This is a genomic window from Pseudomonas sp. 5.2 (assembly GCF_059025405.1).
Window position 1 is genome coordinate 231,469 of sequence record NZ_JBYBHH010000009.1, and the last position, 15,597, is coordinate 247,065.

General features: G+C 63.7%; 14 protein-coding genes. 8 read left to right on the forward strand and 6 right to left on the reverse strand.

What is annotated here, in order from left to right; genetic code table 11:
• Positions 1 to 21 precede the first annotated feature (21 nt).
• Both coaD and AC5PZ0_RS16100 read left to right on the forward strand, forming a co-directional pair.
• Positions 22 to 501 (forward strand): pantetheine-phosphate adenylyltransferase, encoded by a 480-nt coding sequence (gene coaD, locus AC5PZ0_RS16095; protein ID WP_016393341.1) that lies wholly within the window; start codon positions 22 to 24, stop codon positions 499 to 501.
• 108 nt (positions 502 to 609) lie between these two features.
• Positions 610 to 861, forward strand: coding sequence for a YfhL family 4Fe-4S dicluster ferredoxin (locus AC5PZ0_RS16100; protein ID WP_027592315.1), 252 nt, complete (start codon positions 610 to 612; stop codon positions 859 to 861).
• A gap of 153 nt (positions 862 to 1,014) precedes the next feature.
• Here the strand turns inward: AC5PZ0_RS16100 and mutM are convergent, their stop codons facing one another.
• Positions 1,015 to 1,827: a bifunctional DNA-formamidopyrimidine glycosylase/DNA-(apurinic or apyrimidinic site) lyase gene (gene mutM / locus AC5PZ0_RS16105; RefSeq protein WP_027592314.1), complete on the reverse strand. Its 813-nt coding sequence runs from the start codon at positions 1,825 to 1,827 to the stop codon at positions 1,015 to 1,017.
• A 3-nt stretch (positions 1,828 to 1,830) separates the two neighbouring features.
• Positions 1,831 to 2,649 (reverse strand): HDOD domain-containing protein, encoded by an 819-nt coding sequence (locus AC5PZ0_RS16110; RefSeq protein WP_172960437.1) that lies wholly within the window; start codon positions 2,647 to 2,649, stop codon positions 1,831 to 1,833.
• Between the two features lie 191 nt (positions 2,650 to 2,840).
• Between AC5PZ0_RS16110 and AC5PZ0_RS16115 the strand changes: the two genes are divergently transcribed.
• Complete coding sequence (locus AC5PZ0_RS16115; RefSeq protein WP_027592312.1) at positions 2,841 to 4,037, forward strand: class I SAM-dependent rRNA methyltransferase; 1,197 nt, start codon at positions 2,841 to 2,843, stop codon at positions 4,035 to 4,037.
• Positions 4,038 to 4,180: 143 nt separating this feature from the next.
• Here AC5PZ0_RS16115 and mgtE read toward each other — a convergent pair whose 3' ends face one another.
• Positions 4,181 to 5,236: a magnesium transporter gene (mgtE, locus tag AC5PZ0_RS16120; RefSeq protein ID WP_493855321.1), complete on the reverse strand. Its 1,056-nt coding sequence runs from the start codon at positions 5,234 to 5,236 to the stop codon at positions 4,181 to 4,183.
• A 478-nt stretch (positions 5,237 to 5,714) separates the two neighbouring features.
• Here mgtE and ilvD point away from each other — a divergent pair, with 478 nt between their 5' ends.
• Positions 5,715 to 7,556 (forward strand): dihydroxy-acid dehydratase, encoded by a 1,842-nt coding sequence (gene ilvD / locus AC5PZ0_RS16125; RefSeq protein ID WP_238217633.1) that lies wholly within the window; start codon positions 5,715 to 5,717, stop codon positions 7,554 to 7,556.
• A gap of 143 nt (positions 7,557 to 7,699) precedes the next feature.
• Here ilvD and AC5PZ0_RS16130 read toward each other — a convergent pair whose 3' ends face one another.
• The gene (locus AC5PZ0_RS16130; protein WP_493855322.1) at positions 7,700 to 8,557 is read right to left on the reverse strand and encodes a LysR family transcriptional regulator; all 858 of its coding nucleotides are present in this window, start codon (positions 8,555 to 8,557) and stop codon (positions 7,700 to 7,702) included.
• 135 nt (positions 8,558 to 8,692) lie between these two features.
• On the opposite strand from AC5PZ0_RS16130, the gene AC5PZ0_RS16135 reads away from it, so the two are divergent.
• Positions 8,693 to 9,361, forward strand: a complete 669-nt coding sequence (locus AC5PZ0_RS16135) for an FMN-dependent NADH-azoreductase (protein ID WP_493855323.1) — start codon at positions 8,693 to 8,695, stop codon at positions 9,359 to 9,361.
• An 11-nt stretch (positions 9,362 to 9,372) separates the two neighbouring features.
• Here AC5PZ0_RS16135 and AC5PZ0_RS16140 read toward each other — a convergent pair whose 3' ends face one another.
• Entirely contained in the window at positions 9,373 to 10,428 is a 1,056-nt protein-coding gene (locus tag AC5PZ0_RS16140) for an HAD family hydrolase (protein ID WP_252826155.1), read from the reverse strand.
• A 241-nt stretch (positions 10,429 to 10,669) separates the two neighbouring features.
• Between AC5PZ0_RS16140 and AC5PZ0_RS16145 the strand changes: the two genes are divergently transcribed.
• The gene (locus AC5PZ0_RS16145; RefSeq protein WP_027592307.1) at positions 10,670 to 12,061 is read left to right on the forward strand and encodes an L-cystine transporter; all 1,392 of its coding nucleotides are present in this window, start codon (positions 10,670 to 10,672) and stop codon (positions 12,059 to 12,061) included.
• A 34-nt stretch (positions 12,062 to 12,095) separates the two neighbouring features.
• On the opposite strand, the gene AC5PZ0_RS16150 is transcribed toward AC5PZ0_RS16145, so the two are convergent.
• A complete protein-coding gene (locus AC5PZ0_RS16150; protein WP_493855324.1) occupies positions 12,096 to 12,614 on the reverse strand; it encodes a dihydrofolate reductase in 519 nt (172 codons plus the stop codon).
• Positions 12,615 to 12,724: 110 nt separating this feature from the next.
• On the opposite strand from AC5PZ0_RS16150, the gene AC5PZ0_RS16155 reads away from it, so the two are divergent.
• Together AC5PZ0_RS16155 and AC5PZ0_RS16160 are read left to right on the forward strand one after the other, a co-directional pair.
• Positions 12,725 to 14,116, forward strand: coding sequence for a DUF2868 domain-containing protein (locus AC5PZ0_RS16155; RefSeq protein ID WP_493855325.1), 1,392 nt, complete (start codon positions 12,725 to 12,727; stop codon positions 14,114 to 14,116).
• Entirely contained in the window at positions 14,109 to 15,473 is a 1,365-nt protein-coding gene (locus tag AC5PZ0_RS16160; RefSeq protein WP_027592304.1) for a GTPase/DUF3482 domain-containing protein, read from the forward strand. The genes AC5PZ0_RS16155 and AC5PZ0_RS16160 overlap by 8 nt, the downstream gene beginning before the upstream one ends.
• The last annotated feature ends 124 nt before the right edge of the window (positions 15,474 to 15,597 follow it).

Below are 15,597 nucleotides of genomic sequence, written 5' to 3' on the forward strand. Positions count from 1 at the left end.
CACTCCAGCCAGGATGACGCGATGAACCGAGTGTTGTACCCGGGTACTTTCGACCCCATTACCAAAGGCCATGGCGACTTGGTCGAGCGCGCCTCGCGGCTCTTCGACCACGTGATTATCGCAGTGGCGGCCAGCCCGAAGAAAAACCCCCTGTTCCCGCTGGAACAACGGGTTGCGCTGGCCCGTGAGGTCACCAAGCACCTGCCCAATGTCGAAGTCATCGGCTTCTCTTCCCTGTTGGCGCATTTTGCCAAGGAACAGGGCGCCAACGTCTTCCTGCGTGGCCTGCGCGCGGTCTCCGACTTCGAGTACGAGTTCCAGCTGGCGAACATGAACCGGCAACTGGCACCCGATGTCGAGAGCCTGTTCCTGACGCCCTCGGAGCGTTATTCGTTCATTTCCTCGACGTTGGTCCGGGAAATCGCGGCATTGGGGGGTGATATCAGCAAATTCGTCCACCCCATAGTGGCTGAGGCGCTGACCGAACGGTTCAAGAAGTAAGCCTGCACGCCTGATCATCGCGCCCGCGTGCACTGCGGGCGCGAATGCGGCACAATTGTGCCCACAGCGTTGAACATGCCCGGGCTGAGAGCCCCGGCCGGAGTCCCCATGTCCCTGATCATCACCGACGATTGCATCAACTGCGACGTCTGCGAACCCGAGTGCCCGAACGAGGCCATCTCCCAAGGCGAAGAGATCTACGTGATCGACCCTAACCTGTGCACCCAGTGCGTGGGTCATTACGACGAGCCCCAGTGCCAGCAGGTCTGCCCGGTCGACTGCATCCCCCTGGATGAAGCGCACCCAGAGACCGAAGAGCAGCTGATGGCCAAGTACCGCCTGATTACTGGCAAGGCCTGATAAGCGCTGACCTCAGGAAATGCACGCTCCCCTGTAGGAGCAGCCTTGCGCTGCGAAGAGGCCGGTGAAAACGCTGCAAAACTTCGCTGCGTTCACCGGCCTCTTCGCAGCGCAAGGCTGCTCCTACAGGGCGCGCTTACATCCCACAGTGGTTCAGCGCTGGCAGCGTGGGCAGAACACGCTTGCCCGCTGGCCGAGCTTCACCTCGCGCAAGGTCGTGCCACACAGTTTGCACGGCATCCCGCCCCGCCCGTAGACGAACAGTTCCTGCTGGAAGTAGCCCGGCTGCCCATCCCCACCGATGAAATCACGCAAGGTCGTGCCGCCCTGCTCGATGGCCGCTGCCAGCACGCGTTTGATCTCGATGGCCAGCTTCAGGTACCGCGCCCGCGAAATACCGCCCGCCTCGCGGCGTGGGTCAATGCCCGCAGCAAACAACGCTTCGGTGGCGTAGATGTTGCCCACCCCCACGACGATGGCGTTATCCATGATGAACGGCTTGACCGCCATCGAGCGCCCACGGGACAGCTGGAACAAACGCTCGCCATCGAACAGGTCGGTCAACGGCTCTGGCCCCAGACGCAGCAGCAGTTCGTGGTTGAGCGGGTCGAGGCTCCAGAGCATGGCGCCGAAACGGCGCGGGTCGGTGTAGCGCAGCATCAGCCCCGACTCCAGCTCGATATCCACGTGCTCGTGCTTGGCCGCCGGCAGGCCAAGCTCGACCAGGCGCAAATTGCCCGACATGCCCAAATGGCTGATCAACGTACCGACCTCGGCATTGATCAACAGGTACTTGGCCCGACGCTCGACGCTGACGATACGCTGCCCCGACAAGCGCACATCCAGGTCTTCAGGGATCGGCCAGCGCAGGCGCCGGTCACGCACCACCACCCGGCTGACGCGCTGGCCTTCCAGATGAGGCGCAATGCCGCGCCGGGTGGTTTCTACTTCGGGTAGTTCCGGCATGTGTCAGTGCCCGCCCAGCTCTCGAATATTCTGTTTGAGGTTTTCGAAGTCGTAGTCCGACAAGCCAATGTAGTCGAGCACCAGTGGCCCGACCACTTCCCATTCGTGGTCGACGCTCTGGCTGCCCAGTACCCGGTAGGACGCGCAGATGTGCTCGGCCATCTTCAGCACCGCCAGCAGGTTCTTCAGCTGGCTCTGGGTATTGCGCGAAGACTCGTCGCGGAACACGGCCAAGGCGTTGTGGTGGTTGGCGATGGCCGCCGTGAGGTGCTCGGGCAGGCGCCAGGACTTGGCGGTGAAGTACCCCACCACCGAGTGGTTGGTGTTGAACGCGCGGTTTTCCGTATCGACCACCCGCGTTTCGCCGCTGGCCTTGGCATAGGCCTCTTCCAGCACGTCCATGTAGTTGGGGAAGCGCTTGAGCATCAGCGGCACACCGCAATCATGGAACAGCCCGAGGGTGTAGGCCTCGTCAGCCGTCTGCATGCCGGTGCGCTTGGCCAAGGTCAGGCAGGTCATGGCCACATCCTGCGCGGTGTCCCAGAAGCGGTTCAGCGTGACGATGGTCTCGTCGCTCATTTCGCCTTTGATCGACTGGGCGTTGATCAGGTTGATGATCGAACGGCTGCCCAGCAGGTTCACCGCCCGCTGGATCGAGCCGATCTTGTTGGAGAGGCCGAAATGCGGGGAGTTGACCAACTTGAGCAACGCGCCGGACAAGCCCGGGTCCTGGGAAATCAGCTTGGCGATGGTTTCCAGGTCTGGGTCGGGCATGTACTGCTCGAACTGCAGGTCGACCATGATCTGCGGTTGCGGCGGGATGGTGATGCCTTGCAAGGCTTGCTGGATCTGTTCGGCGCTGAGTTCTTGGGACATGCGTACACACTCGTTGAGGACGGTGAATTCTAACACCGGATCGGCTGGCTTTAGCCCTGGCCAGCACTTTGTCGCGCCTGACCCCGAAGCGAAGGCCAACACGGTATACTCCCGCTCTTTTTTCCCGGAGCGACGTCATGTCCCTGCCCAGCCTACGCCTCAAAGCCAATGCCGACCGCCGCCTGCGCGCCGGCCACCTGTGGGTCTACAGCAATGAAGTCGACGTCGCCGCGACCCCGCTGCAAGGTTTCCAGGCCGGCCAGCAAGCGATCCTCGAGGCTGCCAACGGCAAGCCGCTGGGCATCGTGGCGCTGAGCCCGAACAACCTGATCTGCGCGCGCCTGCTGTCGCGCGACATCAAGCTGCCGCTGGACAAGTCGCTGCTGGTACACCGCCTCAACGTCGCGCTGTCGCTGCGTGAGCGCCTGTTCGACAAGCCGTGCTACCGCCTGGTCTACGGCGACTCCGACCTGCTGCCAGGCCTGGTGGTCGACCGTTTCTTCGACATCCTCGTGGTCCAGCTGGCGTCGGCCACCATGGAACTGCACAAGGACGACGTGATCGCCGCCCTGGTGCAAGTGCTCAAGCCAAGCGGCATCTTGTTCAAGAACGATTCCGCCGCGCGTGATGCCGAAGGCCTGCAGCGCTACGTCGAAACCGTCTACGGCGAAGTGCCGGACTGGGTCCCGCTGGAAGAAAACGGCGTCAAGTTCGAAGCACCGGTACGTGAAGGCCAGAAGACCGGCTGGTTCTACGACCACCGCATGAACCGCGCACGCCTGGCGCCCTACGTCAAAGGCAAGCGCGTGCTCGACCTGTTCAGCTACATCGGTGGCTGGGGTGTGCAAGCCGGCGCGTTTGGCGCCAGCGAAGTGTTCTGTGTCGATGCGTCGGCTTTTGCCCTGGACGGCGTCGAGCGCAATGCCGCGCTCAACGGCATCAGCGAGAAGCTGACCTGCATCGAAGGTGACGTATTTGAAGCGCTGCGCGAGCTGAAGGCCGCCGAAGAACGCTTCGACGTGATCATTGCCGACCCACCCGCCTTCATCAAGCGCAAGAAAGACCTGAAAAACGGCGAAGCGGCCTACCGTCGCCTCAACGAACAGGCCATGCGCATGCTCAACAAGGACGGCATTCTGGTCAGCGCCTCGTGCTCGATGCACCTGCCCGAGGATGACCTGAACAACATCCTGCTGACCAGCGCCCGCCACCTGGACCGCAACATGCAACTGCTCGAGCGCGGCGGCCAAGGCCCGGACCACCCGGTGCACCCGGCCATTGCCGAAACCCGCTACATCAAGAGCATTACCTGCCGGTTGCTGCCTAACAGCTGATTGGGCAATCACTGAAGCGTGCATTACCTCCACCCCCTGTGGGAGCGGGTTTACCCGCGAAAGCGTCGGTGCATTCACCCTCGCATTCGCGGGTAAACCCGCTCCCACAGGGGTCGAGCTTGGGCTCTAAGGGATGCGCTCTGTCAGATATCCAGCACGTACGACGCGATCCCAAAGTACACCAGCACCCCCGCCGCATCGGCAATCGAGGTCACCAGCGGGCCACTGGCCGTCGCCGGGTCGAGCTTCAGCTTGGTGAACATGAACGGCAGGCTCATGCCGATCAGGCTACCCAGCAACACGATCACCAGCATGCTGCTGGCAACGATCAGGGCAATGTCCATCCCACCGCGCAGCGCGCCCAGCGATGCCACCGCCACGGCCATGGTCGCCCCCAGCGCCAGCGCAACCCCGCACTCGCGCCCGAGCATGCGCAGCCAATCACGCATGTACACTTCGCCCGTCGCCAGGCCCCGCACCATCAAGGTCGCCGACTGCGCCCCGGCATTGCCCCCGCTGTCCACCAGCAGCGGCAGGAAGAACACCAGCACGATGTGCGCGGCAATGGTTTCCTCGAACGCCGCAATCCCCGCCCCCGAGAACAGGTTGCCAAAGACCAGCAACACCAGCCACAGCACCCGTTTGCGGTACAGCAGGCTGACGGTGGCATCGCGCAGGTTGCCCACGTGGTTGGTGATGGAGGCGCCTTTGTGGAAGTCCTCGGTGGCCTCATCGACCACCACATCAAGTGCATCGTCGCAGGTCACCAGGCCCACCAGCCGCCCGGCTTCGTCCAGCACCGGCACAGCCAGCAGGTCGTGCTCGCGGATCAAGCGGGCCACGTCTTCCTGACGGGTCGTGGTACAGACGCAAATGACCTTGTGCACCATGATGTGATCAATCAGCGCCTCAGGCGCCGCCAGGATCAACTCGCGCAGGGACAAGGTCCCGAGCAGGTTGCGCTGCCCGTCGAGCACATAGGACTGGTAGATGGTTTCGGCATCGGCGGCCTCGCGGCGCAGCATGTCGATGGCCTGGCTGGCGCTGAGGCCGGCATCCAGGCACGAGTACTCACTGGTCATCAGGTAACCGGCCGTGCCTTCGGGGTAGCCTTGCGGGTGAAGCAGGTCGTCACGACGGGCCTGGGCGGCCTGGCGCAGGTCGAGGGGTGAAACGAGCGTATCAGTGGTGTGCTGCATGAGGTTCTCCAGGCGCCGACGCAGGCACCCGCACACCTCAGCCACAGGGGCTCAAGCCTTCGGAAGCCCTGGCGACGACGCGCTCAGTGCCAATTTGCGAGTTCGGTATGAACTGAAACTGGGAAGGTCCATTGAGGGTGTATCTCGTGAAGCCGCACATGCGGCGGGCGGATCATAGTCAGCTTGGGCGGGCAGGTCAGCCCCTGAACCGGCGTTTCAGAAGCGTCCTACAAGCGACCGGTCATGAGGCGAAAGCCACCGCCCAGACACATCGCCATTCCCTCACAGCGCCAGCGGTGTAGAATCGGCCTATTCATCGCCAGTCATCCCCGGCGGGTTTATGAGCTCTGGTCGAGCACGCGGCGATCCCGTGGTGTCTTCGGCCCCATCCGTGCCAGTGGCAACCGGCCTAAGGCGCATAGGACAAGAGAAGCTCACTCCCCTTTTTGTGACCTGATTAAGCCGCCAGGAGTGCTTCATGCCTGATTATCGTTCCAAGACTTCCACCCAAGGCCGCAACATGGCTGGCGCCCGAGCCCTGTGGCGCGCCACCGGGATGAAGGACGAAGATTTCAAGAAACCGATCATCGCCATCGCCAACTCGTTCACCCAGTTCGTCCCGGGCCACGTGCACCTGAAGGACCTGGGCCAGCTGGTTGCCCGTGAGATCGAGCGCGCCGGTGGCGTGGCCAAGGAATTCAACACCATCGCGGTCGACGACGGCATCGCCATGGGCCACGACGGCATGCTGTATTCGCTGCCAAGCCGCGAGATCATCGCCGACGCCGTGGAGTACATGGTCAACGCCCACTGTGCCGATGCCATTGTCTGCATCTCGAACTGCGACAAGATCACCCCCGGCATGCTGATGGCCGCCCTGCGCCTGAACATCCCGGTGATCTTCGTCTCCGGCGGCCCGATGGAAGCCGGCAAGACCAAGCTGGCCAGCCACGGCCTGGACCTGGTCGACGCGATGGTCATCGCGGCTGACTCCACGGCCTCCGACGAGAAGGTTGCCGAATACGAGCGCAGCGCCTGCCCGACCTGCGGTTCGTGCTCTGGCATGTTCACCGCCAACTCGATGAACTGCCTGACCGAAGCCCTGGGCCTGGCCCTGCCGGGCAACGGCTCGACCCTGGCCACCCACTCCGACCGCGAGCAGCTGTTCCTTACTGCCGGCCGCACCATCGTCGAGCTGTGCAAGCGCTACTACGGCGAGAACGACGAGTCGGTCCTGCCGCGCAGCATCGCCAACTTCAAGGCGTTCGAAAACGCCATGATGCTGGACATCGCCATGGGCGGTTCGACCAACACCATCCTGCACCTGCTGGCCGCGGCCCAGGAAGGCGAGGTGGCGTTCGACCTGCGGGACATCGACCGCTTGTCGCGCACAGTGCCGCAGCTGTGCAAGGTGGCGCCGAACATCCAGAAGTACCACATGGAAGACGTGCACCGCGCCGGCGGCATCTTCAGCATCCTCGGCTCGCTGGCCCGTGGCGGCCTGCTGCACACCGACCTGCCGACCGTGCACAGCCGCAGCATGGAAGAAGCCATCGCCAAGTGGGACATCACCCAGACCGATGACGAAGCGGTGCACACCTTCTTCAAAGCCGGCCCGGCGGGCATCCCGACCCAAACCGCATTCAGCCAGTCGACCCGTTGGGAAACCCTCGACGACGACCGTGAAAACGGCTGCATCCGCAGCTTCGAACACGCCTACTCGCAAGAGGGTGGCCTGGCGGTGCTGTACGGCAACATCGCCCTCGACGGTTGCGTGGTGAAGACCGCCGGTGTCGACGAGTCGATCCATGTGTTCGAAGGCAGCGCGAAAATCTTCGAAAGCCAGGACAGCGCCGTGCGCGGCATCCTCGCCGACGAAGTGAAGGCCGGTGACATCGTCATCATCCGTTACGAAGGCCCGAAGGGCGGCCCGGGCATGCAAGAGATGCTCTACCCGACCTCGTACCTGAAATCCAAAGGCTTGGGCAAGGCCTGCGCCCTGCTCACCGACGGCCGCTTCTCGGGCGGTACCTCGGGCCTTTCGATCGGCCACGCCTCGCCGGAAGCCGCTGCAGGCGGCGCCATTGGCCTGGTGCGCGACGGCGACAAGGTGTTGATCGACATCCCCAACCGTTCGATCAACCTGCTGGTCAGCGACGAAGAGCTGGCCGAGCGCCGTGTCGAGCAGGACAAGAAAGGCTGGAAGCCTGCCGAAGTGCGTCCGCGCAAAGTGACCACCGCGCTCAAGGCCTACGCCCTGCTGGCGACCAGTGCCGACAAAGGTGCGGTGCGTAACAAAGCGATGCTCGACGGGCTGTAAGGCCCTGATGAGTGTATTGGGGCTGCTTTGCAGCCCATCGCCGGCAAGCCGGCTCCCACCCGAACTGTGTAGCCTCCAAGGCTAGCGCCAGACCTGTGGGAGCCGGCTTGCCGGCGATGGGCCGCCGAGCGGCCCCAGCGCTTTCAACTATCTTCCCCACGCGAAGCGCATTGGCGCAACTGCGCCAGCAGCAGGGCCGCCGAGCGCTTTGGCTTCGCCGTCGAGGTCAGCATGAACTGCGCGTGAGGCAGTGCGGGCAGTGTCGTCACTTCCTGCAGGCCTGCGCCCAGTGCGCATGAGCGGGTGACCGGGGTTACCCCAAGCCCGCCGCTTACGGCAGTCATCAGCCCCCCCGCACTGGGGCTCTGGCAAACGATCCGCCATTGTCGCCCTGCACGCGCCAACGCTTCGATGGCCGCCGCACGGTAGGGGCATTGATCGGAAAACACCGCCAAAGGTACAGGTGAGGTCGCATCATCGGTGGCCAGCGCCAGCGGCCCTCTCGCCCAGACCAACGGCTCGGACCAGAGCACCTCGCCACGCTCATCACCGCCGCAGCGGCTCCCCAGCACGATATCCAGCCCACCCGCGTGCATGAGCGCGAGCAACTCGCCGGTCAAGCCGACCTGCAGGGCAACCTCGGCATCGGGGTGCGCCACGGAAAACCGACGCAGGCAATCGATGATCGGAGCCTTGACCATCTCCTCGCTCAACCCCACGGACACCGTGCCGCAAACCCGGCGGCCAACGCCAAGGCTCGCGCGGGCATCGTCATGCAGTGCCAGGATGGTGCGGGCATAGCCTGCCAGCCGCGTGCCTGCCGGAGTCAGGCTGACCGAGCGCGTGGTCCGCTCCAGCAGCTTGTGCCCGGCTTCAGCCTCGAGCCGCCGAATGTGTGCGCTGATTGCCGATTGCGTGAGGTGCAGCCGCTCGGCAGCACGCGTGAAGCCCCCGCTGTCGGCCACGGCCAGCAAGCTACGCAGAAGGACGCTATCGAACACGGATTGATCACCTATCGGACTGAATGAGGCGAGCATACGTGATTTCTATAATGGATCGTCCTCAATCAGACTTTGCGCTCCCCCTGTGCCGTATATCGCCAGGGAAATGCCATCGACGCTGACAGGAGTAGCCCCGTGGTTGAACGTGTTCTTTATGTGTGTGCATCGCCGAGAGGCGAACGCTCGGTTTCCGCTCAAATTGCCGAAGTGTTCCTGGCCGCGTTGGCCGAGCGCAAAACCGTGGAGGTTGACCGCCTGGACCCTTGGGAATGCGAGCTGCCCGAAGTGGATGGCGACCTGCTGGCGGCCAAGTACGCCGGGCTTGCCGATGCGCCGCTTTCCCCCGCGCAAAACGCCGCCTGGGCACAGATCAAAACCCTCGCCAAACGCTTCCACCGGGCAGATACAGTGGTGTTCAGCGTCCCGCTGTGGAATTTCGGCATCCCCTACAAACTCAAGCACTTGATCGACGCCATTTCGCACAAGGGCGTGTTGTTCACCTTCGATGAACAGGGGTTGAACGGCATGCTGGGTGGGCGCCGGGCGGTGGCCATCTACACCCGCGGGCTGGGTTATGGCCCCGACTCCCAGACGCCCGACCAGGCGTTCGGCCTGGAAAAACCCTTCCTCGATGCGTGGTTCCGCTTCGTAGGGATCAACCAGGTGCACAGCATCGTGGCCGAACAGACGCTTGGCGCCGAGGGCGCCAGCGTGCGCTCAAGCGCCATGGAAGCCGTGGCCATGCTGGCGCAGAACTTCGATCAACAACAAGCCAGAACGCTCATTGTCGGCCGAAGCGGCTGACCTGCACCGGGTTACTGGATCTGCTCAGGCGTGACGATCACCCAGTTCTTGTCCGCCGTCACCGGCAGCCCTTCCTTGGCCTGCGCGGCCGCGTGCTTGGCGATCATGCCGTTGAGCTGGTCCATGTACTTGGCCTTGCGGTTTATCCACAGGTGGATGCCCCCTTTGCCCACGTCCACCCCGTGGAACTGCATGTAGCCATCGCTGGTGGGCGTATCGCCGCCCACCAGCACCGGCCGCTTCCACTCGTCGATGTAGGTGAGGATCGCCGCCTGCTTGCCCGCCATCCAGGTCGCGGGGGTCCACAGGTAAGGCGTCAGTTCCAGGCCTTCGTTGGCCTTGGGGTCATAGCTGCCGGCGCTGATCTGCTTGCGCGCCGTGGTCAGTTGGCCGTTGCTGCGGTCCTTCAGTAGCAGGCTGACGCCAATCACGTTCTGCGGTTTGACGTTGTAGCCGTACTTGGGGTCGGACGCGACCATGCGCACCAGTTCTTCGGACGCGGCAGAAATGACATACACCTCGATGCCGTTTTCCATCAGTTTGTTGAACAGCTCGGCCTGGCCGGCAAAAACCTTGGGCGGCTGCACCTCGATGGCCTTGACCTGGTCACCCTCGAAGTAGGTGCTGGGCACGGGTTTGCCGGAGGCCATCAAGGCGTCAACCTGGGCCTTCAGTTCCTTCAGGGTGAAGCCCGAGAACACCTGCGCCACCCAGGGGTAGCAGACCATGTCGTCGATTTCGCACAGGCGGTAGTAGTAACTGAACAGGCTTTCCTTGTGCTCAGCCGTGTCTTTGAAGGGGATCAGCTTCAACGAAGGGTCGAGCTTGTCGCGGCTCAGCAGCCCCTGGTTCTCCATGAACGGCAGCAGCGCCTCTTCAAGGTCATAGCGGTAGCTGGTGTTGTCCATGTCGAACACCGCGTAGTTACCTTTGTTGGCATTGGCGGCGATCATGCTGTCGAGCTGTTTGGCGGCCTCGGCAGGCCAATGCTTGAGTTCGGTGGCCCAGGTTTGGGCCCCGAACAGCAGGGACAGACCCAGGGCGAGGGCTTTCGGAGCGAACTTCATGTGCGAATCTCCTGAAATGACCGGGAAACGCTAGTCCAACCTACCGGCCCAGCAAGCCCTGACAACGACGTTCAAGCAGCTTGAAACGCCCTGTTCATTGCTATCTGCGACATTCCGTTATTCCATAAACGACTATGCACATTCCATTTGGGTATAAATTCGTTTGTTTTCAGGCTGTTAGCATTTCCGTTCGCAATCGCTCACAGAGGCGATGCCTCTTCTGTTTTTTGTTGGAGCTTCAATGAACCTGCCGCTGTCTCTCAACCTGCTGGCGTTCCTGGCCTTGCTGCTGGGCCTGGCACAAACTCGCCGCACCGACTGGAGCCTGGCCAAGAAGGTCTTGCTGGGCCTGGTGCTGGGCGTGGTGTTCGGCCTGGTCCTGCACACGATCTATGGCGCTGGCCACCCGGTATTGAAAGCCACCATCGCCTGGCTCGACCTGGTCGGCAACGGCTATGTCGGCTTGCTGCAGATGATCGTCATGCCGCTGATCTTCGCCTCGATCCTCAGCGCCGTGGCACGCTTGCACAATGCCTCCTCGCTTGGCCGCATCAGCGTGCTGAGCATCGGCACCTTGCTGCTCACCACTGCCATCGCCGCATTGATCGGCATCGTCTTGACCAACCTGTTCGGCCTAACCGCCGACGGCCTGGTGGCTGGCGTGCAGGAAAGCGCGCGGCTGCAAGCGATCCACAGCGACTACGCGGGCAAGGTCGCCGACCTCAACATCCCGCAACTGCTGCTGTCGTTCATCCCCAGCAACCCGGTAGGCGACCTGGCGCGGGCCAAGCCAACCTCGATCATCAGCGTGGTGATCTTCGCCGTGTTCGTCGGCCTGGCCGCCCTGCAACTGATCAAGGACGACGCCGAGAAAGGCGCGCGCGCCCTGTCGGCCATCGACACCCTGCAAGCCTGGGTCATGCGCCTGGTGCGCGTGGTGATGAAGCTCACCCCTTATGGTGTGCTGGCCCTGATGACCAAAGTGGTCGCCAGCTCCAACCTGGACGACATCCTCAAGCTGGGCAGCTTCGTCGTCGTTTCATACATCGGCCTGGGGCTGATGTTCGTGGTGCATGCCGTCATCCTGGCGGCGACCGGCGTCAGCCCGCTGCGCTTCTTCCGCAAGGTGTGGCCAGTGCTGACCTTCGCCTTCACCAGCCGCTCCAGCGCCGCGAGCATCCCGCTGAACATCGAAGCGCAAACCCGTCGCCTGGGTGTGCCGCAGTCCATCGCCAGCTTCAGCGCCTCGTTCGGCACGACAATTGGTCAGAACGGTTGCGCCGGCCTGTACCCGGCCATGCTGGCCGTGATGGTTGCCCCGGCAGTGGGCATCGACACCTTCGACCCGCTGTGGATCGCGACCCTGGTCGCCATCGTCACCCTGAGCTCGGCTGGGGTAGCCGGGGTGGGCGGTGGTGCGACCTTCGCCGCGTTGATCGTGCTGCCGGCCATGGGCTTGCCGGTTGAACTGGTAGCACTGCTGATTTCGGTAGAGCCGTTGATCGACATGGGCCGCACGGCACTGAACGTGAATGGCTCGATGACGGCCGGGGTGGTGACCAGCCAGCTGTTGAAAGAGACTGACCAGGACGTGTTAGCAGATGACCAACATGCAACGTTGAGTCACTCCTGAGGTTATTGGGGCCGCATAGCGGCCCCAATAAGACTCATCGGCGATCCCAAACTTCGAAATGGTAGCTGGGAGCGTCAGCCTCAGCAGGCTGAGGCTCTTGGGAAATGATTTCCCATTCAGCCACTTCGACCGGAGGAAACCAGGCATCCCCATCTGGGGCAAGATCGACCTGAGTTAGATACATTCTATCGACAAGCCCCTGCTCCAGAGCTTGACCGTACAATTGCGCGCCGCCAATGAGCATCAGCTCATTTACGCCATTTTCTCTAGCCCAATTATCTGCCAAATCAATAGCTGCAGCCAAAGAGGGTTGCACCTGCGCGCCCTCAAGCTTCAGCCCTGGCTGACGGCTAACAACGATGTTCAAGCGACCCGGCAAGGGGCGCCCTAGGGAGTCCCAGGTTTTACGCCCCATAATGATGGGCTTGCCCATGGTTTGAGCTTTGAAAAACTTGAAATCCCCCGGCAAATGCCAGGGCATACGGTTCTCGATGCCAATTACACGGTTCGCACCAATGGCAGCAATGAGGCAGAGGGGGAGTGACTTTTTCATGGTGGCGAGAATACCAAACAACCAGTTGAAGATATCTAGCTAACTGTCGAGAAAGCCCTTGCGAACCCTCCATTTTGAGAGTGGGTTATGCTTCTGCCCTGACCTGTGCAATGGAAGACCTTGTGACTGGACCGACGCCACTGGACAAACGCTGGCTCACCGAAGCAGTACGCCTGCGCGAGGAACATGCCGGCCCCCTGGAAGACCAGGAAGCCAACCGCCACGCCCGCCAGGCCGGCGGCGACCTGGCGACACGTATTGAAACGCGCGCGCTGTTCCTGGCCGAACGCGACGGCATGACAGCCGCCCTGCGCCACTGGAAGCAGGGCGCGCGCCTGGCACTGCTGGCCCTGTTGATCATGGCCGCCTTCAGCGGCGCAGGCCTGGCCTTCGCGGCGCTGGGCGATGGCCAACGCCCAGTGAATGTGTTCTGGGCACTGGGCAGCCTGCTGGGGTTGAACCTGGTGATGCTGCTGAGCTGGGCGATCGGCTTCAGCCTGAGCGGCGAACACGGCGCTGGGCTGGGCCGGCTTTGGTTGTGGCTGAGCGAACGCTTTGCCCGCGATGCCAAGGCCGCGCACCTTGCGCCCGCGTTGCTGGTGCTGCTGCAGCGCCAGCGCCTGAATCGCTGGCTGCTTGGCGTGCTGGTGCACGGGCTGTGGCTGCTGGCGATGATGACCGCGTTGGCGATGCTCTTGGCGTTGCTGGCCACACGGCGCTATGGCTTTGTCTGGGAAACCACCCTGCTTGCCGCCGAGCCGTTCATCCACATGACCCAGGCGCTCGGCGCCCTGCCTTCGCTGCTGGGCTTTGCCGTGCCGGACGAAGCCATGATCCGCGCCAGCGGCGACACGCTGCCGGCCCTGGACCTGGCCCGCCAGGCCTGGGCCAGCTGGTTGCTCGGTGTGGTGCTGGTCTATGGCCTGCTACCACGCCTGCTCTTGGCCGCACTGTGCCTGTGGCGCTGGCGCCAAGGCCGCGCACGCCTGGCGCTGGACCTCAGCCTGCCAGGCTACGCGGCATTGCGCGAAAGCCTTATGCCGCGCAGCGAGCGCATCGGTGTGCAGGACGCCGCGCCCGACACCTTGCCCCACTTCGCTGCCGGGCAACTGGAAAGCGGCAGCAGCGGTGCCTTGCTGGTTGGCCTGGAGCTGGATGACCAGCGCACCTGGCCGCCCGCCCTGCCCAAAAGCGTGACCGATGCCGGCGTGCTCGATAGCCGTGAATCACGCAACCGGCTGCTCGAACAACTCAGCCGCTTCCCCCCGGCGCGCCTGGCTATCGCCTGCGACCCACGCCGTTCGCCCGATCGCGGCAGCCTGGCGTTGCTGGCCGAGCTGGCACGCAACGCCGGCGCCACCCGTATCTGGCTGCTGCAGGCGGCCCCAGGCCAGGCCCTGGACGCCGAGCGCCTGGGCGACTGGCACGAAGCGCTGGACCGCCTCGGCCTGCCCCACGCCGACACCTCGCCCTTGGCCTGGTTGGAGCATGGCCATGACTGAGCCGCTTAAACTGGCCGTGGTCGGCCACACCAACGTCGGCAAGACTTCGCTGCTGCGCACCTTGACCCGCGACGTGAGCTTTGGCGAGGTGTCCCATCGCCCCAGCACCACCCGCCATGTGGAGGGCGCACGCCTGTCGGTGGACGGCGAGCCCCTGCTGGAGCTGTATGACACCCCAGGCCTGGAAGACGCCATTGCCCTGCTCGACTACCTCGAGCGGCTGGAGCGCCCAGGTGAGCGCCTGGACGGCCCGGCCCGGCTGGCACGCTTCCTCCAAGGCAGTGAGGCACGCCAACGCTTCGAGCAGGAAGCCAAGGTGCTGCGCCAGTTGCAGGCCAGCAATGCCGGCCTGTACGTGATCGACGCCCGCGAGCCGGTGCTGGCCAAGTACCGCGACGAACTGGAGGTGCTGGCCAGTTGCGGCAAGCCGCTGCTACCCGTGCTCAACTTCGTCGCCAGCAGCCAGCACCGCGAGCCCGAATGGCGTGAAGCCCTTGCCCGGCTTGGCCTTCACGCCTTGGTGCGGTTCGACAGCGTGGCCCCGCCGGAAGACGGCGAGCGCCGCCTGTACGAAAGCCTGGCCCTGCTGCTGGAAGACGCCCGCCCTGCCCTGCAACGGCTGATCGACGACCAACAGGCGCAACGCCAAGCCCGCCATCAAAGCGGTAAACGCCTGATCGCCGAGCTGCTGCTCGACTGCGCCGCCTGCCGGCGCAGCGTGGTGGCCGAACCGGCCGCCGAAGCCAAGGCCATCGAAGCGCTGCGCCAGGATGTGCGGCAACGCGAACAGCGCTGTGTCGAAGCGCTGCTCAAGCTGTATGCCTTCCGCCGCGAAGACGCCCACGCCAGTGATTTGCCGTTGCTGGACGGTCGTTGGGGCGATGACCTGTTCAACCCCGAGACCTTGAAGCTGCTGGGCGTACGCCTGGGCAGTGGCGTGGCGGCGGGCGCTGCGGCCGGGGCCGGGGTCGATCTGTTGGTCGGTGGCCTGACCCTGGGTGCGGCGGCCTTGGCGGGTGCGATCGCAGGCGGCGCGCTGCAGACGGCACGCAATTACGGGTCGCGGTTGATGGGCAAGCTCAAAGGGCAGCGTGAGCTGACGGTGGACGATACGGTGTTGCGGCTGTTGGCGTTGCGCCAGCAGCAGTTGATGGTGGCCCTGGATAACCGCGGGCATGCCGCGCAAGACAGCATTCGCCTGGGCGAGCTGGACGAGAAGACCTGGCGCGAGGGCAAGTTGCCTGAGGCGTTGGTCAAGGCGCGGGCGCATCCGCAGTGGTCGACGCTCAACCCCGGGGCGCGGGTGAATCAGGCGGAGCGGCAGGAGCAGTTGGAGGCCTTGGTGTTGCAGATTTGAGTTTGTGTGGGGGCTGGTAGGTGTTCGCCTTTAGGGGGGCGGCGCCTGGGAGATCGAGCGCCGCCCGCGCGGCGCATCGCGAGCAACGCTCGCTCCTACGTTTGTTTCGGGCCAATATTCCTGG